Source organism: Achromobacter sp. HZ01 (genome assembly GCF_003267925.1).
GTDB lineage: Bacteria > Pseudomonadota > Gammaproteobacteria > Burkholderiales > Burkholderiaceae_B > Achromobacter > Achromobacter pulmonis_A.
The window spans coordinates 32,984-55,194 of record NZ_LWKV01000001.1; the positions used below are offsets into that span (position 1 = coordinate 32,984).

The window sequence follows — 22,211 nt, forward strand, 5'->3', positions numbered from 1 at the left end:
CGGCGCGCGCCGGCCCGCGGCTCATCTACAATCCGGTTCGCCATGAACGACATCATCCAAACCATTGCGGTCTACGCGATTCCGGTCATTTTCGCCATCACGCTGCACGAGGCCGCGCACGGCTTCGTGGCGCGCATGTTCGGCGACCCGACCGCCCATGAGGCCGGCCGCATCAGCCTGAATCCCGCGCGCCACATCGACCCCGTCGGCACGCTGCTGGTGCCGGTGGCGATACTGCTGGCGTCCAAGCTGATGGGCAGCCCGGGCCTGCTGTTCGGCTGGGCCAAGCCGGTGCCGGTGGACTTCGGCCGGCTGCGCCGACCCAAGCAGGACATGCTGTGGGTGGCGCTGGCCGGGCCGGCCGCCAACCTGCTGATGGCGATCCTGTGGGCGTTCTCGCTGCGCCTGTTCCTGGATTCGGGCCTGCAGGAATCGTTCTGGTTCGAGATGGCCGTGGCCGGCGTCAATGTCAACCTGGTGCTGATGGCGCTGAACCTGCTGCCGATCCTGCCGCTGGACGGGGGACGAATTCTGTTCAGCCTGCTGCCCAACCGCATGGCCTGGCAGTACTCGAAAATCGAACCCTACGGGCTGGTGATCGTCATCGTGCTGCTGGTGACGGATGTGCTCTGGCTTTTCATGCGGCCGGTGCTGGCGTTGGGAACGACAATCGTTCAGTGGTTTCTATAAGATTTTGGCCAATATCCGTTAAACTCAGCTGTTTCACAGATTCTGGCCTTGAGGCATCCTGCCGCGGGGCCTTGGAGCCCTACATTTATGGCATCCCCTGCAACCGCCGCAGGCGTTAATTTCCAGGGCAGCATGGTGGCCCTGGTCACCCCAATGCAGCCCGACGGCAGCCTCGACTACGCTGCCTACCGGTCGTTGATCGACTGGCATGTCCAGGAAGGAACCGACGCGCTGGTGGTGGTGGGCACCACCGGGGAGTCGCCCACGGTCTCCATGGAAGAACACGCGGAGCTGATCCGCGTCGCCGTCGAACACGCGGCGGGCCGCATCCCGGTCATCGCCGGGGTCGGCGCCAACTCCACCGACGAAGCCATCCACCTGAGCCGCCACGCCAAGGCCGTGGGCGCGCAGGCCGGCCTGTCGGTGGTTCCGTACTACAACAAGCCTTCGCAGGAAGGCCTGTACCGCCACTTCCGCGCCGTTTCGGAAGCGGTGGACCTGCCCACCATCCTGTACAACGTGCCGGGCCGTACCGTTGCCGACATGAGCAACGACACGATCCTGCGCCTGGCCGAGGTGCCGGGCATCATCGGCATCAAGGACGCCACCGGCGACATCGCGCGCGGCGGCCTGCTGCTGCGCGAGGCCCCGGCCGGCTTCCAGGTCTTCAGCGGCGATGACCCCACCGCGGCCGCCCTGATCCTGCTGGGCGCGCGCGGCAACATCTCCGTCACGGCCAACGTGGCGCCCAGGCTCATGCGCGAGCTCTGTGCCGCCGCCCTGGCCGGCGATGTGCCCAAGGTGCGTGAACTTAATGCACGCCTGGCGCGTCTGAACAAGGCTTTGTTCGTTGAAGCCAATCCCATCCCCGTCAAGTGGGCGCTGTCCGAACTGGGCCGCACCGCACTGGGCTACCGGCTGCCGCTGGTGGAACTGGGGGCGCAGCACCACGCGACGGTGCGCGCAGCGCTTCAGGATGCGGGCCTGCTCTAAATATCGTGAGGATACGTATGAACAAACGTCATGCCGGTTTGTCGGCATTGATGTCTCTGGTGTTGTTGGCCGGCTGCAGCGAGGTCAACCAGCTCCTGGGCAATGAAGAGTCCGTCAATTACAAGAGCGCAGTCACGCAGCGCGGAGAGCCCCTCAGCATTCCGCCCGATCTGACCCAGGCCAACAGCGATCCGCGCTACCGCGCGCCCGCCTCGGGCTCGACCACCTATTCGCAATTCCAGCAGCAGGGCCAGGCCCAGGCCAGCGCACCCAAGACCAGCAACGTGCTGCCCGCGCGCAACGACATGCGCGTCGAGCGCGACGGCGACCTGCGCTGGCTGGTCGTGGACCGTCCGCCCGAGGACGTGTTCCCGCGCCTGGTGGACTTCTGGACCGAAAACGGCTTCACCGTCGCCAGCAACAACCCGAGCGCCGGCCTGATCGAAACCGACTGGGCGGAAAACCGCGCCAAGATCCCCGAAAGCTGGCTGCGCCAGGCCCTGGGCATGATCCTGGAATCGGCCTGGGATAGCGGCGAGCGCGAGAAATTCCGCACGCGCGTCGAACGCGTCAACGGCCATACCGAAGTCTACGTCAGCCATCGCCAGATGCTGGAAAAGCGCGTCGGCGTCGACGGCGGCCAGGTGCAATGGCAGAACGGCAAGGAAGATCCGGGCCTGAACGCCGCCATGCTGGCGCGCATGATGGTGTACCTGGGCTCCGACGTCGACAACGCCCGCAAGCTGGTGCAGCAGGCCGAGGCCTCGCCGCAGAAGCCGGCCGTGCAGCAGGACGTGCGCGCGCAGGGCACCTCGCTCGTCGTCAGCGAATCGTTCGACCGCGCCTGGCGCCGCGTCGGCGTGGCGCTGGACGGCGGCGGCTTTGCCGTGGACGACCGCGACCGTTCGGCCGGCGACTATTTCGTCCGCTACGTCGACACCGACACCGGCGAGAAGATCGAGCAGCCCGGCTTCTTCAGCCGCATGTTCTCCGGCGACAAGAAGGCCGAGGCGCCGCAATACCGCATCCACCTGGCCGGCTCCGGCGACCAGACCCTGGTGACGGTGCTCGACGCCAACGGCGCGCGCGACAACAGCGCCACCGCCCAGCGCCTGCTGAGCGTGCTGAAGGACAAGATGTAATCGGTACGGCGCGGCGCTCGGGCGCCGCCCGGATCGAGCAAAGAGGCCCCGTCGTCATGACGGGGCCTCTTTTTTTGCGTCCTGCCTGCGCGTGGACGCCGACGCAAGCAGGCCCCGACAGTTCGCACTGTCGGGGCCTGCCTGCTTCCTCTCCGAGCGGGGGTTCGTCGCTGAGTGGAATCAGGAAGCGGGCGTGGTGGATCCGCCCGGCGTGGTCGTGCCGCCGCCCGGCGTGGTGCCCGGGGTGGGGGCCGGAGCCGGCGTGGTGGGGGCAGGCGTGCTGGCGCCCGGAGCGGGGTTGGTCGCGGGCGCCGAAGCATCTTCCTTCTTGTTGCAGGCGCTGAGCGCAACAGCCAGCACCGACGCAATAATCAAGGTTTTGCTCATCATTTTTAGACTCCTGTAGATGACGACTCTTGAAACCCCGTTAGGGGAAACCAGTATTCAGGCTACAGGAACACGCAGGCCGATCGCGTGTGAAAGTTAAAAAGGTGGCTTCCCAACGGCAACAAACCTTTCAGCTTCGTGTTATGTCTTTCTTGATGTGACGCCGCGCACAGACCTGATTTCGTTCTGTGCAGGACGGATACGTACCCGTTTCCAGATGCTACGCCGCCACGTAGTGGATCCAGCCCGAATCCAGCCAGTCCGCCAGGCACGAGCGCGCCTCGTCGGACAGCCGCGCGCAGGACGGATCGGCGCAGTCCAGGCTGCGCGCATCGGCCAGCGCGCGCAGCGCGGTTTCGGCCGGCGCCATGGCCGTCTCGCCGTTGATGAAAAGCTGCTTGCCGCGATACAGCATGCGGCTGCGGCGGTCCAGCACCAGGCGGCCGCCGGCGGGCCAGTCCTCTTCCAGATCCACGTCCATGCCTTCCGGGGCGTCGAACACGCTGAGGTTGTTCGGCTCGGTCAGCCAGCAGCCCAGAAAGCGCGAGGCCAGGGCGTCGTCGAAACGCAGCTTCTCGACGGTTTGCAGCGTCGCGGCGACCAGCGCGTCGGGCAGCGCGGCCGGCGTGTCCACGGCCGGCTGGCCGGGGTCGCGGTAGACTGCGGACAGCTTCGGGCCGGGCAGGGCGGGTTCGCCGTAAGGGCCGCCCAGGAGGCCGACGCGCGCCATGACCTGGTCGGCGGCCGCCTCCAGCAGGCCGCGCGCCAGCGTGGCCTGCGTGGGCGCGCGAAAGCCGATGGAGATGGTCATGCAGCCGTCGCCCACCGCGACGCCGTCGTGCGCGGCCTGCGGCGGCAGGTACAGCATGTCGCCGGGGGCGAGCACCGCCTTTTCCTCGGGCTCGAAGCGGCTCAGTATCTTCAGCGGCAGGCCGGGCGTGAGCGACAGATCCTTCTGGCGTCCGTAGCGCCATTCGCGCTCGCCGGCGGCCTGCAGCAGGAACACGTCGTAGCTGTCGAAATGCGGGCCCACGCCGCCGCCGTGGCTGGCGATGCTGATCATCACGTCGTCCAGGCGGGCGTCGGGTATGAAGCGGAACAGCTGCATCAGTTCCGACGCAGCGTCGCTGTGCAGGTCCACGCTTTGCACCAGCAGCGTCCAGTCGCCTTCGTTGTCTTTGGGCAGGCGTGCGAAGGGGCCGTTCTCCATTTGCCATTCGCCGTTCTCGCGCCAGATCAGACGCGACTCCACGTCGTCGCGGCGCGCCAGCTTCTTGATGGCGGCGATGGTGACCGGCGGCTTGAAGCCCGGGATGGCCTGGCGGATCAGGAGCGGCTTGCGCTGCCAGTAGCGGCGCATGAAGTCGTTGGGGCTCTGGTCGCCCAGCAGCGTCAAGGGTCGGTCGAGGTTCATTGGAGGTGCTTCTTCAAGCGGTAAAGGGCGTCCAGCGCTTCGCGCGGGGTGAGGCTGTCGGGGTCGATGGCGGCGAGTTCCTCGCGCAGGGCGTCCAGGACCTCGAAGGCATCGGAGCGCTCGGCCGCGGCGTCGGCCTGGGCGTCGGCCTCGGCGGCGGCCGCGAACAGGCCGAGCTGCGGCGTGGGCGCGCCCTGGGCTTCCAGGCGTTCCAGTTCGCGCGTGGCCTGGCGGATCACCGCCGGCGGCACGCCGGCGCGCTGGGCCACCTGGATCCCGTAGCTGCGGCTGGCGGGGCCTTCGCGCACTTCGTGCAGGAACACGATGCCGCCGGCGGATTCGGCCGCGGCCAGGTGCACGTTGGCCGAGGCCGGCTGTTCGGCCGGCAGGCGGGTCAGTTCGAAGTAGTGGGTGGCGAACAGCGTCAGCGCGCGGTTGTGCGCCAGCAGCCGGCAGGCGATGGCCCAGGCCAGCGCCAGGCCGTCGTAGGTCGAGGTGCCGCGGCCGATCTCGTCCATCAGCACCAGGCTGTTGGGCGTGCTGGCCGAGAGGATGGCGGCGGCCTCGGTCATCTCCATCATGAAGGTCGAGCGCCCGCCGGCCAGGTCGTCGGCCGCGCCGATGCGGGTGAAGATGCGGTCGATCCGGCCGATGCGCGCGCGCGCCGCCGGCACGAAGCTGCCGATGCGCGCCAGCAGCACGATCAGCGCCACCTGCCGCATATAGGTCGATTTACCGCCCATGTTCGGGCCGGTGATCAGCAGCATGCGGCGCGCCGGCTCCAGCCGGCAGCCGTTGGGCGTGAAGCGTTCGATGGCGTGCTCGACCACCGGATGGCGGCCGGCCTCGATGTCGATGTCGGCCTGCTCGGACAGCTCGGGCGCGACCCAGTCGTGGCGGCGCGCATGCTCGGCCAGCGCCGCCAGCGTGTCCAGCTCGGCCAGCGCGGCGGCGCAGTCCGACAGCGGGCGCACGTGTTCGGCGAGCACGTCCAGCAACTGCTCGAACAGCCATTTCTCGCGCGCCAGCGAACGGTCCTGGGCCGACAGCACCTTGTCTTCCCAGGTCTTGAGTTCGGGCGTGATGTAGCGTTCGGCGTTCTTCAGCGTCTGGCGGCGGCGGTAGTCCTCGGGCACCTTGGCGGTCTGGCCTTTGGTGACTTCGATATAGAAGCCGTGCACGCGGTTGAACTCCACGCGCAGGTTGCCGATGCCGGTGCGCTCGCGCTCGCGCGCTTCGAGCTGGACCAGGAAGTCGCCGCCGTCGGCCGCCAGCGCGCGCAATTCGTCCAGCTCGGCGTCGAAGCCCGCGGCCAGCACGCCGCCGTCGCGGATGGCGACGGCGGGCTCGGCCGCAATGGCGCGCGCCAGCAGCGCGGCCAGCGCCGGGTCGACCGACAGGTGCGAGATCAATTCGCCCAGCCGCGGCGAGTCGGCCATGGGTTCGACCAGGTCGCGCAGCGCCGGCAGGGCCTGCAGCGCGTCGCGCAGGCTGGCCAGTTCGCGCGGGCGCACCGAACGCAGCGCCAGGCGCGTGGCGATGCGCTCGATGTCCGGAAAGGCGTTGAGCGCGCCGCGCAGCGATTCCAGCAGCCCGGCCGAGCCAAAGCCGGCCGCACCGAAGGTCTGCTCCACGTCCATGCGGCCGGCCAGCAGCGCGGAAATCGCCTGCTGGCGCGCCTGCGCCTGCTGGTTCTCGCGCAAGGGGTGATGCAGCCAGCGGCGCAGCAGGCGGCTGCCCATCGGCGTGCGGCAGCCGTCCAGCAGCGAGAACAGCGTGGGCGAATCTTCGCCGGACAAGGTCTGCGTCAGCTCCAGGTTGCGCCGCGTGACCGGGTCCAGCAGCACGTACTGCCCGGCGCGTTCGGCCGACAGGCTTTGCACGTGGGCCAGGGCCTGCGACTGCGTGCGGGCCGCGTAGCGCAGCAGGGCGCCGGCGGCGCAGACGCCGGCCGGCATGTCCTCGACGTCGAAACCGGCCAGCGTGTCGGTCTTGAAATGCGACAGCAGGTGCGCGCGCGCGCTGTCGGCCTCGAAGTGCCAGTCCGGCACGCGCGTGCGCGCGCATTCGAACGGGAAATCAAACTCCGCGCTGTCCGCGCAGATCACCTCGGCCGGCGCCACCCGGTGCAGTTCCGATTCCAGCTGGGCCGGCGCGCATTCGGTCACGCGGAACTCGCCGCTGGCCAGGTTCAGCCAGGCCAGGCCGGCGCGCGGCGCCCGCGCCGGGCCGGTGACGAAGGCGGCGGCCAGCGCGCGGTCGGCCTTGGCCGGTAGCAGCGCGTCATCGGTCAGCGTGCCGGGGGTCACGATGCGCACGATGCGGCGCTCGACCGGCCCCTTGGACGCGGCCGGATCGCCGATCTGCTCGCAGATGGCGACCGACTCGCCCATCGCGACCAGGCGGGCCAGGTACTGCTCCATGGCGTGCACCGGCAGGCCCGCCATCGGGATCGGCGTGCCGTTGGAAGAGCCGCGCTTGGTCAGCGTCAGATTGAGCAGCCGCGCGCCGCGCTCCGCATCTTCGTAGAACATTTCATAGAAATCGCCCATGCGGTAGAACAGCAGCAAAGGACCGGCCTCCGCCTTCAGGCGGAGGTATTGCTGCATCATGGGAGTGTGGCCCGCGAGGGCGTCGGCGGCGGAGTGGGGCGTTGCAGAATTCATGCCCGTGATTGTATCGGGCGGCGCGTGGGATGGGGGCGGCGCACGATGCCCATCCCACGGCCGGCCAAGCGCATACGGACTTGCCGCAAGCAGGATTGAACCCGCCATTCGGGGCCGGCTACAATCGACGGCAACACGGCCCGCCCCTCTGCGTCGAAAGATGTACGGGCGGGTTTTCTCGTTTTTGGGCCAGTCTCGTTTTGGGGCCAGCAATGTACGCCTATGACAAGCCCTATCTGAGCTTCGAACAGCAGCTGGCCTTGCTGAAAATGCGGGGCTTGATCGTCACCGATGACGCTGCGGCGCTGTCCTGCCTGCAGCGGATAGGGTATTACCGCTTGAGCGCCTACTGGTATCCGCTGCGCCGGATCGGGAAGTCCGCCGGCACCGGCGGACAGCCGTTACGGCGGCTCGATGAGTTTCAACCGGACAGCAGCTTCGAGCAGGTCTTGTCGCTGTACGTTTTCGACAAACGGCTGCGCCTGCTGGTGCTCGATGCCGTCGAACGTATCGAAGTTGCCTTGCGGGTGGATGTGTCCTACCTGCTGGGGGCCAGGGACCCGTTTGCGCACTCGAATCCCGCGCTGCTGCATGGCAACTTCGCCAGGAAGGTCATTCCCGCCAGCGGGCGCACCCGTCACCAGGTCTGGCTGGAGCGGTACCGGAACGTGGTGTCGCGTTCGAAAGAGGACTTTGTCAGGCACTACCAGCAGAAGTATGGCGAGCCGTTGCCGATCTGGGTGGCCGTCGAGCTGTGGGAGTTCGGAATGCTGTCGACCTTTTATCAGGGCATGAAGGTGGACGATGCAAGCGCAATCGCGGCGAAGTACGGGCTGCCCGGATGGCAGTTGATGCAAAGCTGGCTGCGGTCGGTGAATTTCGTTCGGAATGTGGCGGCTCACCATAGCCGGCTCTGGAACAAGAATCTGATCGATCAGCCCAAGTTGCCCGCGCCGGGACAGGTTCGTGCTTTCGATGTTCTGCTGGGGCGGCCGGCCGTGGGTTCGCGCTTGTTCATCGTGCTTTGCATCCTGCTGCATTTCGTCCGGATGGCAAGCCCGAATTCGGGCTGGCCGGTCCGTCTGCGGCAGCATCTGGAGAGTTTTCCGGCGGGCTCGCGCCTGTCGCTTGCAGACATGGGATTTCCGTCCGACTGGCGCAAGCATCCGTTGTGGCAGCCATGACGCCTCAAGTACGCTAGGCTGCAAGCCTCGATAGACCGTACTCACTTATGCAGACCCTCACCATTGCCGAAACGCTGGACGCCAGCGCCCGCATCACCATCGCCGGCGGAGCGCATATGGCCGAGTTCGCGCCCGACGGCGGCGGGCGGCTGACGCGGCTGGCCACGGGCGGGCACGACTGGATCGTGCCGCTGACCGATACCGCGTGGCCGGCGGCGCGTTGGCCGCGCGCGGGCAGTTATCCGCTGGCGCCTTACGCCAACCGCATCCGCGACGGGGTGTTCGTGTTCGACGGCGCGCGCCACGCGCTGCAATCGCTGCCGGGGCGGCCGCACGCGATCCACGGCGCCGGGCTGTACCTGCCCTGGCGCGTGCGCAACCATGCCGCGGACAGCGTCGATCTGGTGCTGGAGCAGCCGGCCGGCGTGCTGGGCTGGCCCTGGGCCTTCGAGTGCGTGCAGCGCTACCGGCTGGATGCGCGCGGGCTGAGCGTGGCGCTGTCCATCGTCAACCAGGGCGAGACGCCGATGCCGTTCGGGTTGGGGCTGCATCCTTATTTCACGGCGCAGCGGGTGACGCTGCATGCCCGGCGCCTTTGGCCGGCGGACGCCGAGGGGCTGCCGACGGGCAGCCGGGTGGGGCATGTGCGCGAGCTGCGGCTTTCGGCCGAGGGTTGCGATACCTATCTGTCGCAATGGGAGGGGCGCGCCACGCTGCACTGGCCGCAGGGGCACCGGTTGTCCATGCACGCCGATCCGGCTTTCGCGCACCTGGTGGTGTACTCGGCGCCGGGGTCGGACTTTCTTTGCGTGGAACCGGTGACCAACGTGGCGGACGCTTTCAACCTGGCGGCCGGCGGCGACGCGCGCACCGGCATGCGGGTGCTGGAGCCGGGCGCGCGTTTCAGCGCGACCGCCTTGCTGGGCCTGGAACCGGCGTTTTGAAAGCGCCCCCGGCTGCGGCGATAATCCGGGCAAACCAAGTCCAGGGAGTCGCGTCGTGAAAAAGCTCAGCACCGAACAATTGCAGGCCGCAGCCGAGATCCTGCGCAGGGTTCAGGCCAGGCTGGCCCGCAGCGGCAACCTGCCGCTGGAGCCCACGCTCTACGCCTGTGCCAAGGGCTTTCGGCGCAGTGTGCCGGACTATCTGTGGGCATGGATGTCCGGCCTGCTGGCGCCGCACAAGAGCCTGTCGGCCTGGATGGACGCGCACCAGCCGGGCTGGCGCGAAGGCAAGATTCCGGCCGCCGCGGTCTACGCGCGCACCGAGAACGGCTGGTTCGAATGGCTGATCGCCGAACTGGAAGCCGAGATCAAGGACCCCCACGCCCGCGCCAGGCGCCAGGCGCAGGGGTAGGGCTAGAACCCCTCCAGCACGACCTTGCCGCGCGCCTTGCCGCTTTCGATGAAAGCGTGGGCGCGGCGCAGGTTTTCGGCGTTGATCCTGCCGTAGTGTTCGCCCAGCGTAGTGCGCAGGGTGCCGTCGTCGATCAGCCGGGCCGCCTGGTTCAGCAATTCGTGCTGGGCGATCAGGTCGGGCGTGTCGTGCAGGGGCCGGGCGAACATGAATTCCCAGTGCAGCGAGGCGGACTTGGCTTTCAGCAGCCGCACGTCGATGGCGGCGGGATCGTCGATCAGGGCGACCCTGCCTTGCGGCGCGATGGCCTCGGCGATCTGCGGGAAGTGCTGGTCGGTGTGGGTCAGCGCGGCAATGTCGCTGACGTGCTCGAAGCCGATGCGCTTGAGTTCCCCGGTCAGGGGCCGGGTGTGGTCGATGACGTGATGCGCGCCCAGCTCGCGCACCCAGGCCTGGGTTTCCGGACGGGACGCGGTGCCGATCACGGTCAGGCCCGTGAGTTGCCGGGCCAGCTGCACGAGTATCGATCCCACGCCGCCGGCCGCGCCGATGACGAGCAGGCTGCGCTGGCTGGGCGCGCGGTTGTCCAGCACGCGCAGCCTGTCGAACAGCAATTCCCACGCGGTGATGGTGGTCAGCGGCAAGGCGGCGGCCTGGGCGAAGTCCAGGCTGGCCGGCATCGCGCCGACGATGCGTTCGTCGACGGCATGCAGTTCGCTGTTGGCGCCAGGGCGGGTCAGCGCGCCCGCGTACCAGACCCGGTCGCCGGGCTTGAACAGGCTGGTCTTGGGGCCGACGGCCCGCACGACGCCGGCGGCGTCCCAGCCGATGATCTCGGGCTGGCCGTCCTTGGGCTTGCGGTTGGCGCGGATTTTCACGTCCACCGGATTGACGGAAATGGCGCGGACTTCGACCAGCAGGTCGCGGTCGCCGGGCACGGGATCGGCGGCGGTGATGTCCTGCAGGGACTCGGGGTGGTCGGCGGGCAGGTTCTTGAAGTAGGCGATGGCTTTCATGGATGGGGCTCGCTTCGGGTCAGAGGGTGGTGCGGACGACGCTGGTTAGGAACACAAGCATGATTACCCAGTCCGCAACAATGAAAAACGGGCTAGCATCGCAGTCAGTTTCAAACATCCGTTGAAAATGAGAGCGGGCATGGTGCGCTTCGAGGACCTCAGGATCTTTCTGGCCGCGGCCGACCAGGGCAGTTTCTCGGCCGCCGCGCGCGAGCTGGACCTGACGCCGGCGGCGGCCAGCGCCGCGCTCAAGCGCCTGGAGCAGGCGCTGGACGCGCGCCTGTTCGTGCGCTCCACCCGCAGCCTGCGGCTGACCGGCGACGGCGAGCGCTACCTGGAGTACGCCCGTTCCGCCATTTCCACGCTGGAGGCGGGCAAGAACGCGGTGGCGCGCAGCAAGACGGAGATCTCGGGCGCCTTGTCGGTGTCGATCCCGTCGGACCTGGGCCGGCACGTGCTGCTGCCCTGGCTCGACGAGTTCCAGCAGCAGCACCCGCGCGTCAGTTTCCAGGTGCGGATCAGCGACCGCCTCGCCGATCTTTACCGCCAGCCGGTCGACCTCGCGGTGCGCTACGGCCAACCCGCCGATTCGGGGCTGGTGGCTTTGCCGCTGTCAGAGCACAACCGCCGCACGGTCTGCGCCTCGCCGGCCTATTTCGCGCGCCACGGCATGCCCCAGGCGCCGGCGGACCTGCGCCGCCACAACTGCCTGTCGTTCGTGCTGGGCGAAACGCTGCACGACCGCTGGACGTTTCTGCGCGCCGACGGCTCCGCCCTGACGGTGCCGGTCAAGGGCGACCGCGTGGGCGACGACGGCGAGCTCGTGCGCCGATGGGCGCTTGCGGGCCACGGCGTGGCCTACAAGTCGCGCTACGACGTGCTGTCGGACCTGCGCGCCGGCCGGCTCGTCGAAGCCTTGCCCGATTACACCGGCGAATCCTCGCCGCTGTATCTGCTTTGCGTGCACCGCATGCTGCTGTCGCCGGCCGTGCGGCGCCTGCGCGAATTCCTCCAGGAACGCTTCCGGCAATTCGAGGCAGGCTAGCTGACACGCCGCGCGCTCAATGGTGCGCGTGGCTGGCCCGGTTGGCCGCGCGCGTGCGGGCGGCTTTCTTGGCGGCGGCCGAGCGTCCCGCGGCGCCCTTGGTGGCGGCGGCCTTTTTGGCGGCGGCCGAACGCGCGGCTGCGCTGCGCTTGGAGGCCGACGCGCTGGCATGGCGCGACAGCGCGGAGCGCGACGCCGGCTTGGCGCTCTCGCGCTTCAGGGCCTTGGTGGTGGCGCGGGCGCGCGTGGCGGACTTGGCATGGCCGTCGGCGCCCGCGTGGCTGTCCTGCTCGGCCTTGCGCTTGGTGGCCGTGCTGGCCTTCTTGGGCGCCGGCAGCTTGACGCCGGCGCGGCGGGCCTTGGACAGCCCGATGGCGATCGCCTGCTTGGTGGAGCGCACCCCGTGCTTGCCTTCGCGCACGTGCTCGATTTCCTCGCGCACGAATTCTCCGGCCTGCGTGGATGCGGATTTGCCTTGACGTTTGTCGCGCGCCGCTCGTTCCAGGGTTTTTCGTTCAGGCATGACGATACCTCCTTGCTTGCGTTGCGGATGCGGGTCCGCGTGCGCCGAGTCCGGCGCGACGGAACTCGTAACACCACTCTAGCGCCGTGGGCGTATGCTGTGTGTTCGAATGGATTGCCGGTCGTAAGCGCCGGAACATCGCCGCCGGACCTGCGATTCACGACTCACACCCCTACGCGGAGACGAGCTATGTCGAATCATGTCTACAAGCAAATCGAACTGGTGGGTTCCTCCACCAAGTCCACCGACGACGCCATCACCCAGGCCATCGCGCGCGCATCCGAAACCCTGCGCAATCTGGATTGGTTCGAGGTCACCGAAGTGCGCGGCCACATCAAGGACGGCAAGGTGGCGTACTGGCAGGTCGGCTTGAAGATCGGCATGCGCCTGGAAGGGGACAACTGAGCCCGCGGGCTGCTTCTTTCTTGAGCACGGCTTCCAAGTGACTGTCGGATAAGCGTTTTTTCAGCTTGTCATGCGACTGTTCAGAGGTTTGTCCACATCCGGTGGGGACAAGCCCCGGACGCCGATGGCGTGCGCGAGGCCGCGCCGCCGAAGCGCGGAGCGGTGCGGGGCGCTGCGCGTTTCTTGCCCGGCGCCCCCAAGTCTTTGGCGGGCAAGGGAATTTTGCAGCTGCGCAGAGACTGTCCTCAGGCTTATCCACATTTCCCGGGGACAACCGGCGGGCCGCGGCGAGGTGGCTGGGCCATTCTTGACCACCGTCTGCAGGTCATTGATGTGCAAGGGGAATCCCAAGCTGCCCTCATGCTGTCCTCATGCTTTTCCACAGAATGCGGGGACAAATCCACACCGGCGGTCCGGCGAGCGCGCGCCGGGCGCTTTCCGGTGGATAAACCCGCCCGAAATCATCCAAAAGACGGATTGCGCAGTTTTTGATCGCCGCTTGCAAGTGCCTGGCACGACAGGGGATTTCGGTTCTACCCCAAGGCTTTCCTCAAGTTTCTCCACAGTCGGCGGGGATAACCGGCAAGGGGGTATCCGCCCCGGCGAAAAAAAAGCCCTCCGACGCATCGGAGGGCTCGATCGCCTGGAGGTAGGGCAGGCGATCTCTGCCGGCTGGAGCGTGGCTCGCGGCCGGCAACGGCGGCGATCAGGCGTTGAACTTCTTGATCCAGTCCACGTAGCGGTCGATCCAGCCTTGCAGGAACTTGCGCGTGCCTTCGTTGGTGATGTTGTACTGGTCGTCGATGAGGTCTTCGTGGAACTGCAGGAACACCTCGGGCGTGGTCAGGACGTTGGCCCCTTCGGCGGCCAGGATGTTGCGCAGGTGCTGCTGCATCAGCGCGGTGCCGGCGGCGCTGGGCGAGGTGCCGACGATGCCGGCGGCCTTGCCCGCCCAACAATTCGTGCCGTAGGGGCGCGTGCCCCAGTCGATGGCGTTCTTGAGGGCGGCCGGCAGCGAGCGGTTGTGCTCGGGGGACACGAACAGGACGCCCTGGGCGTCGGCGACCTGCTGCTTGAGCTTGGCGGCGGGCGCGGGCATGTTGTTTTCGTTGTCCTGGTTGTAGAGCGGCACGTCTCCCAGGCTGACGTAGTCGAACTTGAAGTCCGCGGGCATCAGCTTCTCGAGTGCGCGCGCCAGCCGCAGATTGAACGACGCGGCGCGCAGGCTACCGACGAATACGGCGATCTTGTAGGTGCTCATGAGGCGCATGCTCCAGGCGGTAGAGGAACGGTCAGTGTAGACCTGTCCTGGAGCCGGCTCAATGCGGATTACGCATTTTCTTATTCGGAAAGAGAGCCTGCGGACGGTCTGCGCACTTCGCGCTGGAAAATCTCCAGGCTGAGTTTCTTCGTCCGGATGAAGCTGGGTTCGGACAGCGTTTCCACGGTGCGGGGGCGGGCGTCGCGATACTCCAGGATCTCGGCGACCCGGGTCGGGCGCCTGGTCAGCAGCAGGACCTGGTCGGCCAGGTACACGGCTTCTTCCAGATCGTGCGACACCAGCAGCATGGTGGTGCCGGTCTGCATGAAAACCTCTTGCAGCTTCTCGCGGATGAACAGGGTCATCTCGAAGTCCAGGGCGGAAAAGGGCTCGTCCAGGAACAGCACCTCGGGCCCCGGAGCCAGCGCGCGCATGATGGATGCGGTCTGTTGCTGCCCGCCGGACAGCTCGTACGGATAGCGCTTCAGGTCGAACTTGACGTCGAACGACGCCACCAGCTCTTCCACGCGCGCGTCGACCTGGGCCTTGCTGCGGCCTTCGAGGAGCAGGGGATAGGCGATGTTGTCGATGGTGCGCAGCCAGGGGAACAAGGCTTCGCGGTAGTTCTGGAAGACATAGCCGATCTTGGTCTGCGCGAGCGACTTCCCGTCGAACAGGATCTCGCCCGAATCGACCGGGATCAGGCCGGCGATCATGTTGATCAGGGTGGATTTGCCGCAGCCGTTGGGGCCGAAGACGGACACGATCTTGCCTTTGGGGATGTCGAGGTCGAAGTTCTCGTACAGCGGCCAGCCGGCGAAGTATTTGGTCAGCCCGCGTATCGTGATGTGCGTGCCCAGCGGGCCCGGGGTGAAGGGGGCGGCCGCGGGGGCCGGGGCGATGACGGGATTGATGACGGTGGACATTTACCGGCCGCTCCAATGGACGACGCGCTTTTCAAGCACGAGAAAAAGAATGTTCAGCGCATAGCCGAGCGCGCCGGCCGCCAGGATCGAGGCGTACATTTCGCGCACGTTCAGCACCTGCTGCGAGTTGATGATGCGATTGCCCAGCCCGCTGTCGGAACCGATGAACATCTCCGCCACGATGACGATGACCAGCGCCATCGATACGCCGCTGCGCAGCCCCACGAACGTGGGCTGCAGGCTTTCCCAGATCAGCACGTCCTTGAAGATGCGCCAGCGCGACGCGCCCATCACGCGCGCCGCCATGACGCGCTGTTTGCGCGCATTGATCACGCCATAGGCGCTGTTGAACAGGATCACCAGCACCGCCGCGAAGGCGGCGATGGCGATCTTGTTCATGTCGGTGACGCCGAAGATCATCAGAAACAGCGGGATCAGCGCCGAGGACGGCGTGGAGCGGAAGAAGTCGACCAGGAACTCGACGCTGCGGTAGGCCTTTTCGCTGCTGCCCAGCAGCACGCCCAGGGGCACGCCGATCACGCCGGCGATCAGGAAGGCCTGCAGGGTCCGGTTCAGCGACGACAGGAAGTCGCCCAGCAGCGGTCCGCCCGCCATGCCCCTGGCCAGCGCCGCGAGGGCGGCGCCCGGGGTGGGGAGCAGGACGGGGCTGACCAGCTGCAGCCGCAGCACCAGATCCCACACGATGAACAATGCCAGCGGCCCGATCAGCGGCAGCAGGCGGGCGGCGCGGAACCTGCGCGGGGGCCGTTTCGCCTCGGGCGTGGCGGCGGTCAATGCGGTCGCGGTCATGGCTCAGCCCTTGTAAAGCATCGTGGAAACGTCGACCTTCTGCGCGAAGACGCCTTTTTCGGCGAAGAGGTCGAAGTACTTCTGGAAGTACTGGATGTCGCTTGGCGTGAATTCGTCGTAGAGCGTGTAGGCCGCGAGCGGCACGGCCTGCGTCATCGGGCCTTCGATCGCGGTGTAGCCCTTCATGTAGGGGCGCGCCTCGTCGGGCTTGCCGCGGATCAGCTCGATGCCGCGGGCATACGCGGCGATGAATTTCCGGCTTTCCTCGGGATGCTTTTCGAGGAAGGCGGTGGTCAGCGAGGCCGATCCGCCGAACCACGGCGCCATCGGATCGCCCAGCACATACTTGGCGATGACGCCCGCCTCCAGCACGCGGGTGGTGCCGTTGAGCCGGCCCACGGTGCCGGTGGGCTCGAGCGTGTAGCAGGCATCGAGCTGGCCGGCGGCGACCGCGGCGACGTGCTGGCTGATCGCCAGTTCGACCACGGTCGCCCCGGTCACGCCGGCGCGCTCCAGCACCGCCTTGGCCAGCGTGGAATTCTGGATGCCGGGCCCGGTTCCCACCCTTTTCCCCTTGAGGTCCGCCATGGATTGGATGGGGCTGTCTTTCGCGACGATGAATTCATCCAGCACGTTGCGCGCGTTGCTGGGATTGGACGCGAAAATCTTGAACAGGCCGGGCGAGGCTATCTCGCCGATGGCCAGGTTGGCCGATCCGGTGCCGTTGGCGCTGCCGTCCGCGCGGCCGGCCAGCATGGCTTCCATGACTTGCTGCGGGCCGGCGAACTTCAGCGCCTCGACGTTGAGGCCAGCCTCCTTGAAGTAGCCCTTTTCCAGGGCCGCGTAGAAGGGCAGGCCGGCCGCGACGGGCCAGAAGCCGATGCGGATGACCGGGCCCGATTGCGCCCGCACGAGCGCGGGCGCCGCCATTGCCGCGGCGCCCAGCGCGGCGCCCCGGATCAGCCGGCGGCGGCTGGCGTTGAAGGCAAAGGGCTTGTTTCGGTCGATCATGCGAGGCTCTCCTGGTCGGCAATGGATATGGCGCTTGTGAACACGCGTGCATATGGAGGACATCAAGCAAGAGCCATGCCAGGCCGCATCCGGCCTGCCGCAACGGCGGCGCAAGGCAGAGGCGGCGTTCGGCTGGTGCGCCGCATGGGCCGTGTTGGTGCATGGCGCACCACCGCAGGGGCCAACAAAAAGCCCGGTATCTGACGGTATTCTGAACAACAAACGAAAATTGTTTACACTCGCATCCTCAAAATCCAAAGACCAGGGAACCGCCGCGGGGGCGGGGCCCTGTCCAGATACGGGAGAACGTCGATGCGCAAGTTGTTGTTGGGAGCGGTGTTGGCCGCCACGGTATTCGGAGGCGTGGCCCAGGCGGCCGTCGAACCCAAGGCCGTGGTCGCCACGTATTCGGACCTGGCGCTGGCCGGCTACGAAGATTCGCTGGCTTCCGCCCGGACGCTGCGCAAGGCCGTCGACGCCTTGATCGCCAAGCCCAGCGCAGAGACGCTCGCGGCCGCGCGCGCGGCCTGGCTGGCGGCCCGCGTGCCGTACCAGCAGACCGAGGCCTACCGCTTCGGCAACCCCATCGTCGACGACTGGGAAGGCCGCGTGAACGCCTGGCCGCTGGACGAAGGCCTGATCGACTACGTCGACGCCTCGTACGGCACCGAGAACGACGAGAACGCCTACTACGCGGTCAACGTCATCGCCAATTCGAAGATCTCGGTCGGCGGCAAGACGGTGGACGTCAGCAAGATCACGCCCGAGCTGCTGTCCGAAGTGCTGCACGAGGCCGATGGCAACGAGGCCAACGTGGCCACGGGCTATCACGCCATCGAATTCCTGCTGTGGGGCCAGGACCTGAATGGCACCGGCCCGGCGCCGGCCGACCGCAAGGGCACGCCGCAGGAGCGCCATTCGGGGAACCGCCCGCATACGGATTTCGATCCCAGGCAATGCACCGGCGGCCATTGCGAGCGCCGGGTCGAATTCCTGAAGGCCGTGACCGACCTGCTGGTGTCCGACCTGGAAGAGATGGTCGGCAACTGGAAGAAGGACGGCGCCGCGCGCAAGGCCGTCGAGGAAGATCCCAAGGCGGGCCTGATCGCCATGCTGACGGGCCTGGGCAGCCTGTCCTACGGCGAACTGGCCGGCGAGCGCATGAAGCTGGGCCTGATGCTGCACGATCCCGAGGAAGAGCACGACTGCTTCTCGGACAACACGCACAACTCCCACTATTACGACCAGATCGGCATCCGCAACGTCTACCTCGGCGCGTACACCCGCATCGATGGCAAGACGGTCTCGGGCGCCAGCCTGTCCGACCTGGTCCGCGCCAAGGACCCCAAGCTCGACGCCGAAGTGCGCGCCAAGCTGGACGCCACGGTCGCCGCCATGCAGGCCATGAAGACCCGCGCCGAAACGGTGGAAACCTACGACCAGATGATTGCCGACGGCAACAAGGAAGGCAACGCCGTGGTGCAGGCCGCCATCGACCGCCTGGTCGACCAGACGCGCAGCCTGGAGCGCGTGATCGCGCTGCTGGAGCTGGGCAAGGTCTCCATCGAAGGTTCCGACAGCCTGGACAAACCCGACGCCGTATTCCAGTGAAATTCGCATTAGCCGCCGTATTGGCGGCGTCGGCGCACGCCGTCGCCGCCGCCGCGCCCGACCTGCCCGCCGGGCGCGACGACCTGAGCGCCGAGGACCGCAAGCGCGTCACGGCCATCACCGCGCCCACGCGCGACTTCTCCAAGGTCGAGAGCTTCGAGACCATGCAGGCTGGGGCCGCCACCATCAACAAGCTGATCAACGCCGACATTTTTTCGCACCCGTCGGCCAACATGAGCTTCGAAGGGCGCCAGCAGTTCCTGGTCGGCAACGGGCTGTTCCGCAAGGACTGGGTGTCGGCGCCGGCCTCGACGCAGGCCTCCGACGGATTGGGACCGCTGTTCAACGCGCGTTCCTGCCAGGCCTGCCATACCAAGGACGGACGCGGCACCGTGCCGGGCTTCGATCCGCTCGAACGCACCGACGCCGTGGCGCTGCTGCTGCGCCTGGCGGTGCCGCAGGGTCCCGACCGCGGCCATCCCAGGCTGGCCGCCGACGAGATCGCCTCGCTGCCCGAGCCGGTCTACGGCGTGCAGCTGCAGAACTTCGCGGTGGCGGGGCTGCCGGCCGAAGGCCGCATGGAGATCGAGTACGAGCCGGTCACGGTGGCGCTCAACGGCGGCGAGACCGCCACGCTGATGAAGCCGACCTACCGCATCGAGAACCCCGGCTACGGTCCGCTGCGCGCCGATACGCAGATCTCGCCGCGCCTGGCCCCGCCCATGATCGGGCTGGGCCTGCTCGAAGCCATCCACGAGGCCGATATCCTGGCCAACGTGGGCTCGGACCGGCGCGACGGCATCGTCGGCAAGGCCAACTGGGTGACCGACGCCCGCACCGGCGCGCGCGTGCTGGGACGCTTCAACCTGAAGGCCGGCCAACCCACGGTGGAGCAGCAGAGCGCGGCCGCGTTCTCCAACGACATGGGCCTGTCCACGCCGCTGTTCCCCAGGCATTCCGGCGACTGCACCGCCGCGCAGCCGCAGTGCCTGGACATGCCGCACGGCGCGCAGCCGCGCTTCGGCGACGAGGAAGTGCCGGGCAAGCTGATGGATTTCGTCACCATCTATTCCACCAACCTGGCGGTGCCGCAGCGCCGCGAGGCCGACGACGCGCGCGTGCTGGCCGGCAAGAAGCTGTTCTACGAATCCAATTGCATCGCCTGCCACGTGCCCAAGTACGTGACCAGCCGCAACGCCAGGCAGCCCGAGCACCGCTTTCAGCTGATCTGGCCTTACACCGACATGCTGGTGCACGACATGGGCGACGAGCTGGCCGACGGCGTGTCCGACGGCGAGGCCACCGGCCGCGAATGGCGCACGCCGCCGCTGTGGGGCATCGGCCTGACCAAGACCGTCAATCCCAACGCCACCTGGCTGCACGACGGGCGCGCGCGCAGCCTGCTGGAGGCGGTGCTGTGGCATGGCGGCGAGGCCAGGCCGGCGCGCGACCGGGTGGTCGCGATGACGCCCGAAGAACGCGCCGATCTGATCCGTTTCCTGGAGTCTCTGTAATGGCGGGATACGCGAAGCATGTAGTGAAACTGGCCGCCGCGGCGGCCTTGGCGGCGGCCGCGCCGTGGGCCGCGGCCAACGGGCTGCCGGCCGACCTGGGCGAACGGCTGGCGCGCGACTACGCCCGTCCGGCCGTGGCCACGATGGCGGACGCCGCCTCGGCCCTGGAGGACGAACTGGGCAAGTGGTGCGCCCAGCCCGGCGCGGCCGGCGCGGCCCGGATCGAAGAGAACTTCGAGCGGCTGGCGCTGGCCTGGTCCGGCGTGGAGATCCTGCGCTTCGGGCCGCTGGTGCAGGCCAACCGCTATGAGCGCCTGGCGTTCTGGCCCGACACCCGCGGCGTGATGCCCAGGCAGGTGCAGGCGCTGCTCGCGGCCGAAGACCAGGCGCTGCTTGCGCCCGGCGCGCTGGCCGGGCGCAGCGTGGCGGTGCAGGGCCTGCCGGCGCTGGAATACGTGCTCTACGGCGAGCCGGCCCTGTTGGACAAGCACGGCACGCCGGGCTTTGCCTACGCCTGCGGCTATGCGCGGGCCGTGGCCGCCAACGTCGCCACGATCTCGCGCGACGTGGCCCAGGCCTGGAGCGCCGACGGCGGCTTCGGACGCCAGTTCGCGCGCCCGCAGCCCGGCAACGACCTCTACCGCGATTCGCAGGAAGTGGCGGCCGAGGCCATGAAGGCCTTGTCGACCGGCCTGCAGTTCGCGCGCGACGTGAAGATCGTGCCCGTGCTGGGCGAGAACGCCGGCCAGGCGCGTCCCAAGCGCGCGGCGTTCTGGCGCAGCAAGCTGTCGATGAAACTGGTGGCCGCCAACGCCGAGGCGCTCGATGCGTTCTACCGGGCCGGCGCCTATCCGCTGCCGGCGGGCGACGAGTGGATGGCCGCGTCGGTGACCGGCGAGCTGGCCAGCGCCGCGCGCACCCTGCGCGCCGTGCCGGTCCCGCTGGAGCAGGCGCTGGCCGGCGAAGAAGGGCGACGGCTGCTGACGCTGGCGTCGCTGACGCTGCAGAACGCCAAGGCCATCGTCGACCAGGACCTGGCGCCCGCCCTGGGCGTCATGATCGGATTCAATGCGCTCGATGGCGATTGACCGGCGCCGCTTCCTCTCGCTGGCGGCCGCGCTGGGCCTGGCGCCCGGCGCGGCGCTGGCCGCCGCGCCCGCGGACGGCGCGGTCCTGTATCTCAGCGCGCGCAAGCGCGGGGGCCGCGACGAAGCGGTGCTGCTGGATGAGACCGGACGCGACCGGCTGGTGGTGCCGATGCCGGCGCGCGGGCACAGCTTCGCCATCGATCCGGCCGGCGGGCGCGCGGTCGTGTTCGGGCGCCAGCCCGGCTTTTTCGCGCTGGCGTTCTCGCTGCGCGGCGCGGGCGGCCCGCAGGCGCTGCCCATGCACGACGAGCGGCATTTCTTCGGCCACGGGGCCTACCTGGACGGCGGCCGGCTGCTGGCCGCCACCGAAAACGATTTCGAGGCCGGGCGCGGCGTGCTCGGTCTGTACGACGCCAGCGCCGGCGGCGCGTACCGCCGCGTCGGCGAGTTTGACACCGGCGGCATCGGCCCGCACGAAGTGGTGCTGATGCCCGACGGCAAGACGCTGTGCGTGGCCAACGGCGGCATCCTGACGCATCCCGACTACGGCAAGCTGGAACTCAACCTGGACACGATGCGGCCGTCGCTGGCCTATATCGACGCGGCCAGCGGCGAGCTGCTGGAGCGCCACGAGCTCGCGCCCGAACTGCATCGTCTGTCGATCCGCCATCTTGCGCTGGCCGCCGACGGCAGCGTCTGGTTCGGCTGCCAGTACATGGGGCCGGCGGCCGACCGGCCGGCGCTGGTGGGCCGCCACCGGCGCGGCGGCCGGCTGGAATTGTTCGCAGGCCCCGAACCGGTGCTGCGCCAGATGCGCAACTACGTCGGCTCGGTCTCGGTCGACGCGGCCGGCGCCGTCGTCGCCACGTCCAGCCCGGTGGGCGGGCAGGTGATCTACTGGGAGGCGGCCAGCGGCCGCTGCCTGGGCACGACCGCGCTGGCCGACGGCTGCGGCGTGGCGCCCGCCGCGCCCGGGGGCTTTCTGGTCAGCAGCGGCACGGGCGCGATGCTGCGCGTCGACGCCGCCGGCCAGGAACAGGACCGCGTCCTGCCGCCTGCGCGCGAACTCGCCTGGGACAATCATTTCCGCAAGGTCGCGGCCGGCGCCTGAGCCGTATCGGTCGTATCCTTACAAACCTTGACACGACGGGACCGCGCCGCGGCGCCAG

Annotated in this window: 21 protein-coding genes; 12 read left to right on the forward strand and 9 right to left on the reverse strand. The window is 68.2% G+C overall.

Features of this window, described 5'->3' with window-relative positions; genetic code table 11:
- Positions 1-42: 42 nt before the first annotated feature.
- From A6B37_RS00190 to bamC, 3 genes are all read left to right on the forward strand, one after another.
- Entirely contained in the window at positions 43-690 is a 648-nt protein-coding gene (locus A6B37_RS00190) for a site-2 protease family protein (protein ID WP_102772547.1), read from the forward strand.
- 87 nt (positions 691-777) lie between these two features.
- Entirely contained in the window at positions 778-1,683 is a 906-nt protein-coding gene (dapA, locus tag A6B37_RS00195) for a 4-hydroxy-tetrahydrodipicolinate synthase (protein ID WP_102772546.1), read from the forward strand.
- 17 nt (positions 1,684-1,700) lie between these two features.
- A complete protein-coding gene (gene bamC, locus A6B37_RS00200) occupies positions 1,701-2,825 on the forward strand; it encodes an outer membrane protein assembly factor BamC (RefSeq protein WP_168202091.1) in 1,125 nt (374 codons plus the stop codon).
- 180 nt (positions 2,826-3,005) lie between these two features.
- Here bamC and A6B37_RS00205 read toward each other — a convergent pair whose 3' ends face one another.
- From A6B37_RS00205 to mutS, 3 genes are all read right to left on the reverse strand, one after another.
- A complete protein-coding gene (locus A6B37_RS00205; protein ID WP_102772545.1) occupies positions 3,006-3,215 on the reverse strand; it encodes an endopeptidase in 210 nt (69 codons plus the stop codon).
- 217 nt (positions 3,216-3,432) lie between these two features.
- Positions 3,433-4,626 carry a cupin domain-containing protein gene (locus A6B37_RS00210; protein WP_102772544.1) on the reverse strand — a complete coding sequence of 398 codons (1,194 nt, stop codon included), beginning with the start codon at positions 4,624-4,626 and terminating at the stop codon, positions 3,433-3,435.
- A complete protein-coding gene (gene mutS / locus A6B37_RS00215; protein WP_102772543.1) occupies positions 4,623-7,238 on the reverse strand; it encodes a DNA mismatch repair protein MutS in 2,616 nt (871 codons plus the stop codon). Before mutS ends, A6B37_RS00210 begins: the two co-directional genes overlap by 4 nt.
- A 266-nt stretch (positions 7,239-7,504) precedes the next feature.
- On the opposite strand from mutS, the gene A6B37_RS00220 reads away from it, so the two are divergent.
- Genes A6B37_RS00220 through A6B37_RS00230 form a run of 3 tightly spaced genes read left to right on the forward strand, consistent with a single transcriptional unit; the run spans position 7,505 to position 9,832 of the window.
- Positions 7,505-8,476, forward strand: coding sequence for an Abi family protein (locus A6B37_RS00220; protein WP_111824576.1), 972 nt, complete (start codon positions 7,505-7,507; stop codon positions 8,474-8,476).
- Between the two features lie 47 nt (positions 8,477-8,523).
- Positions 8,524-9,420, forward strand: a complete 897-nt coding sequence (locus tag A6B37_RS00225) for an aldose 1-epimerase (RefSeq protein WP_111824577.1) — start codon at positions 8,524-8,526, stop codon at positions 9,418-9,420.
- A gap of 55 nt (positions 9,421-9,475) precedes the next feature.
- The gene (locus A6B37_RS00230; RefSeq protein ID WP_102772540.1) at positions 9,476-9,832 is read left to right on the forward strand and encodes a hypothetical protein; all 357 of its coding nucleotides are present in this window, start codon (positions 9,476-9,478) and stop codon (positions 9,830-9,832) included.
- A 2-nt stretch (positions 9,833-9,834) separates the two neighbouring features.
- Here the strand turns inward: A6B37_RS00230 and A6B37_RS00235 are convergent, their stop codons facing one another.
- A complete protein-coding gene (locus A6B37_RS00235) occupies positions 9,835-10,848 on the reverse strand; it encodes a zinc-binding alcohol dehydrogenase family protein (protein ID WP_111824578.1) in 1,014 nt (337 codons plus the stop codon).
- A 139-nt stretch (positions 10,849-10,987) separates the two neighbouring features.
- Here A6B37_RS00235 and A6B37_RS00240 point away from each other — a divergent pair, with 139 nt between their 5' ends.
- Positions 10,988-11,893 (forward strand): LysR family transcriptional regulator, encoded by a 906-nt coding sequence (locus tag A6B37_RS00240; RefSeq protein WP_102772538.1) that lies wholly within the window; start codon positions 10,988-10,990, stop codon positions 11,891-11,893.
- 16 nt (positions 11,894-11,909) lie between these two features.
- Here A6B37_RS00240 and A6B37_RS00245 read toward each other — a convergent pair whose 3' ends face one another.
- Positions 11,910-12,416: a DUF6496 domain-containing protein gene (locus A6B37_RS00245; RefSeq protein ID WP_111824579.1), complete on the reverse strand. Its 507-nt coding sequence runs from the start codon at positions 12,414-12,416 to the stop codon at positions 11,910-11,912.
- A 189-nt stretch (positions 12,417-12,605) separates the two neighbouring features.
- Here A6B37_RS00245 and A6B37_RS00250 point away from each other — a divergent pair, with 189 nt between their 5' ends.
- Complete coding sequence (locus A6B37_RS00250; protein WP_102772536.1) at positions 12,606-12,821, forward strand: dodecin; 216 nt, start codon at positions 12,606-12,608, stop codon at positions 12,819-12,821.
- 706 nt (positions 12,822-13,527) lie between these two features.
- On the opposite strand, the gene A6B37_RS00255 is transcribed toward A6B37_RS00250, so the two are convergent.
- The 4 genes from A6B37_RS00255 to A6B37_RS00270 all read right to left on the reverse strand — a co-directional run bounded on the left by A6B37_RS00255 (position 13,528) and on the right by A6B37_RS00270 (position 16,829).
- A complete protein-coding gene (locus A6B37_RS00255; RefSeq protein ID WP_102772535.1) occupies positions 13,528-14,082 on the reverse strand; it encodes an NAD(P)H-dependent oxidoreductase in 555 nt (184 codons plus the stop codon).
- Between the two features lie 80 nt (positions 14,083-14,162).
- Positions 14,163-15,008 carry an ATP-binding cassette domain-containing protein gene (locus A6B37_RS00260; protein ID WP_102772534.1) on the reverse strand — a complete coding sequence of 282 codons (846 nt, stop codon included), beginning with the start codon at positions 15,006-15,008 and terminating at the stop codon, positions 14,163-14,165.
- Complete coding sequence (locus A6B37_RS00265; protein ID WP_181390913.1) at positions 15,009-15,818, reverse strand: ABC transporter permease; 810 nt, start codon at positions 15,816-15,818, stop codon at positions 15,009-15,011.
- Between the two features lie 3 nt (positions 15,819-15,821).
- Complete coding sequence (locus tag A6B37_RS00270; RefSeq protein ID WP_102772533.1) at positions 15,822-16,829, reverse strand: ABC transporter substrate-binding protein; 1,008 nt, start codon at positions 16,827-16,829, stop codon at positions 15,822-15,824.
- A 312-nt stretch (positions 16,830-17,141) separates the two neighbouring features.
- Here A6B37_RS00270 and A6B37_RS00275 point away from each other — a divergent pair, with 312 nt between their 5' ends.
- From A6B37_RS00275 to A6B37_RS00290, 4 genes are read left to right on the forward strand one after another with little or no spacing between them, the layout of a single operon-like run.
- On the forward strand, positions 17,142-18,440 hold the full coding sequence (locus A6B37_RS00275; protein ID WP_111824580.1) for an imelysin family protein: 1,299 nt from the start codon (positions 17,142-17,144) through the stop codon (positions 18,438-18,440).
- Positions 18,437-19,954 carry a di-heme oxidoredictase family protein gene (locus tag A6B37_RS00280; RefSeq protein ID WP_111824581.1) on the forward strand — a complete coding sequence of 506 codons (1,518 nt, stop codon included), beginning with the start codon at positions 18,437-18,439 and terminating at the stop codon, positions 19,952-19,954. Before A6B37_RS00275 ends, A6B37_RS00280 begins: the two co-directional genes overlap by 4 nt.
- A complete protein-coding gene (locus A6B37_RS00285; protein WP_111824582.1) occupies positions 19,954-21,042 on the forward strand; it encodes an imelysin family protein in 1,089 nt (362 codons plus the stop codon). The genes A6B37_RS00280 and A6B37_RS00285 overlap by 1 nt, the downstream gene beginning before the upstream one ends.
- The gene (locus A6B37_RS00290) at positions 21,032-22,153 is read left to right on the forward strand and encodes a DUF1513 domain-containing protein (RefSeq protein WP_102772856.1); all 1,122 of its coding nucleotides are present in this window, start codon (positions 21,032-21,034) and stop codon (positions 22,151-22,153) included. The genes A6B37_RS00285 and A6B37_RS00290 overlap by 11 nt, the downstream gene beginning before the upstream one ends.
- The last annotated feature ends 58 nt before the right edge of the window (positions 22,154-22,211 follow it).

Bases quoted from the DNA above. Each gene is read 5' to 3' on its own strand.
- A6B37_RS00190 (WP_102772547.1), top strand. From the start codon at position 43: ATGAACGACATCATCCAAACCATTGCGGTCTACGCGATTCCGGTCATT.
- dapA (WP_102772546.1), top strand. From the start codon at position 778: ATGGCATCCCCTGCAACCGCCGCAGGCGTTAATTTCCAGGGCAGCATG.
- bamC (WP_168202091.1), top strand. From the start codon at position 1,701: ATGAACAAACGTCATGCCGGTTTGTCGGCATTGATGTCTCTGGTGTTG.
- A6B37_RS00205 (WP_102772545.1), bottom strand. From the start codon at position 3,215: ATGATGAGCAAAACCTTGATTATTGCGTCGGTGCTGGCTGTTGCGCTC.
- A6B37_RS00210 (WP_102772544.1), bottom strand. From the start codon at position 4,626: ATGAACCTCGACCGACCCTTGACGCTGCTGGGCGACCAGAGCCCCAAC.
- mutS (WP_102772543.1), bottom strand. From the start codon at position 7,238: ATGATGCAGCAATACCTCCGCCTGAAGGCGGAGGCCGGTCCTTTGCTG.
- A6B37_RS00220 (WP_111824576.1), top strand. From the start codon at position 7,505: ATGTACGCCTATGACAAGCCCTATCTGAGCTTCGAACAGCAGCTGGCC.
- A6B37_RS00225 (WP_111824577.1), top strand. From the start codon at position 8,524: ATGCAGACCCTCACCATTGCCGAAACGCTGGACGCCAGCGCCCGCATC.
- A6B37_RS00235 (WP_111824578.1), bottom strand. From the start codon at position 10,848: ATGAAAGCCATCGCCTACTTCAAGAACCTGCCCGCCGACCACCCCGAG.
- A6B37_RS00240 (WP_102772538.1), top strand. From the start codon at position 10,988: ATGGTGCGCTTCGAGGACCTCAGGATCTTTCTGGCCGCGGCCGACCAG.
- A6B37_RS00245 (WP_111824579.1), bottom strand. From the start codon at position 12,416: ATGCCTGAACGAAAAACCCTGGAACGAGCGGCGCGCGACAAACGTCAA.
- A6B37_RS00250 (WP_102772536.1), top strand. From the start codon at position 12,606: ATGTCGAATCATGTCTACAAGCAAATCGAACTGGTGGGTTCCTCCACC.
- A6B37_RS00255 (WP_102772535.1), bottom strand. From the start codon at position 14,082: ATGAGCACCTACAAGATCGCCGTATTCGTCGGTAGCCTGCGCGCCGCG.
- A6B37_RS00260 (WP_102772534.1), bottom strand. From the start codon at position 15,008: ATGTCCACCGTCATCAATCCCGTCATCGCCCCGGCCCCCGCGGCCGCC.
- A6B37_RS00265 (WP_181390913.1), bottom strand. From the start codon at position 15,818: ATGACCGCGACCGCATTGACCGCCGCCACGCCCGAGGCGAAACGGCCC.
- A6B37_RS00270 (WP_102772533.1), bottom strand. From the start codon at position 16,829: ATGATCGACCGAAACAAGCCCTTTGCCTTCAACGCCAGCCGCCGCCGG.
- A6B37_RS00275 (WP_111824580.1), top strand. From the start codon at position 17,142: ATGCGCAAGTTGTTGTTGGGAGCGGTGTTGGCCGCCACGGTATTCGGA.
- A6B37_RS00285 (WP_111824582.1), top strand. From the start codon at position 19,954: ATGGCGGGATACGCGAAGCATGTAGTGAAACTGGCCGCCGCGGCGGCC.
- A6B37_RS00290 (WP_102772856.1), top strand. From the start codon at position 21,032: ATGGCGATTGACCGGCGCCGCTTCCTCTCGCTGGCGGCCGCGCTGGGC.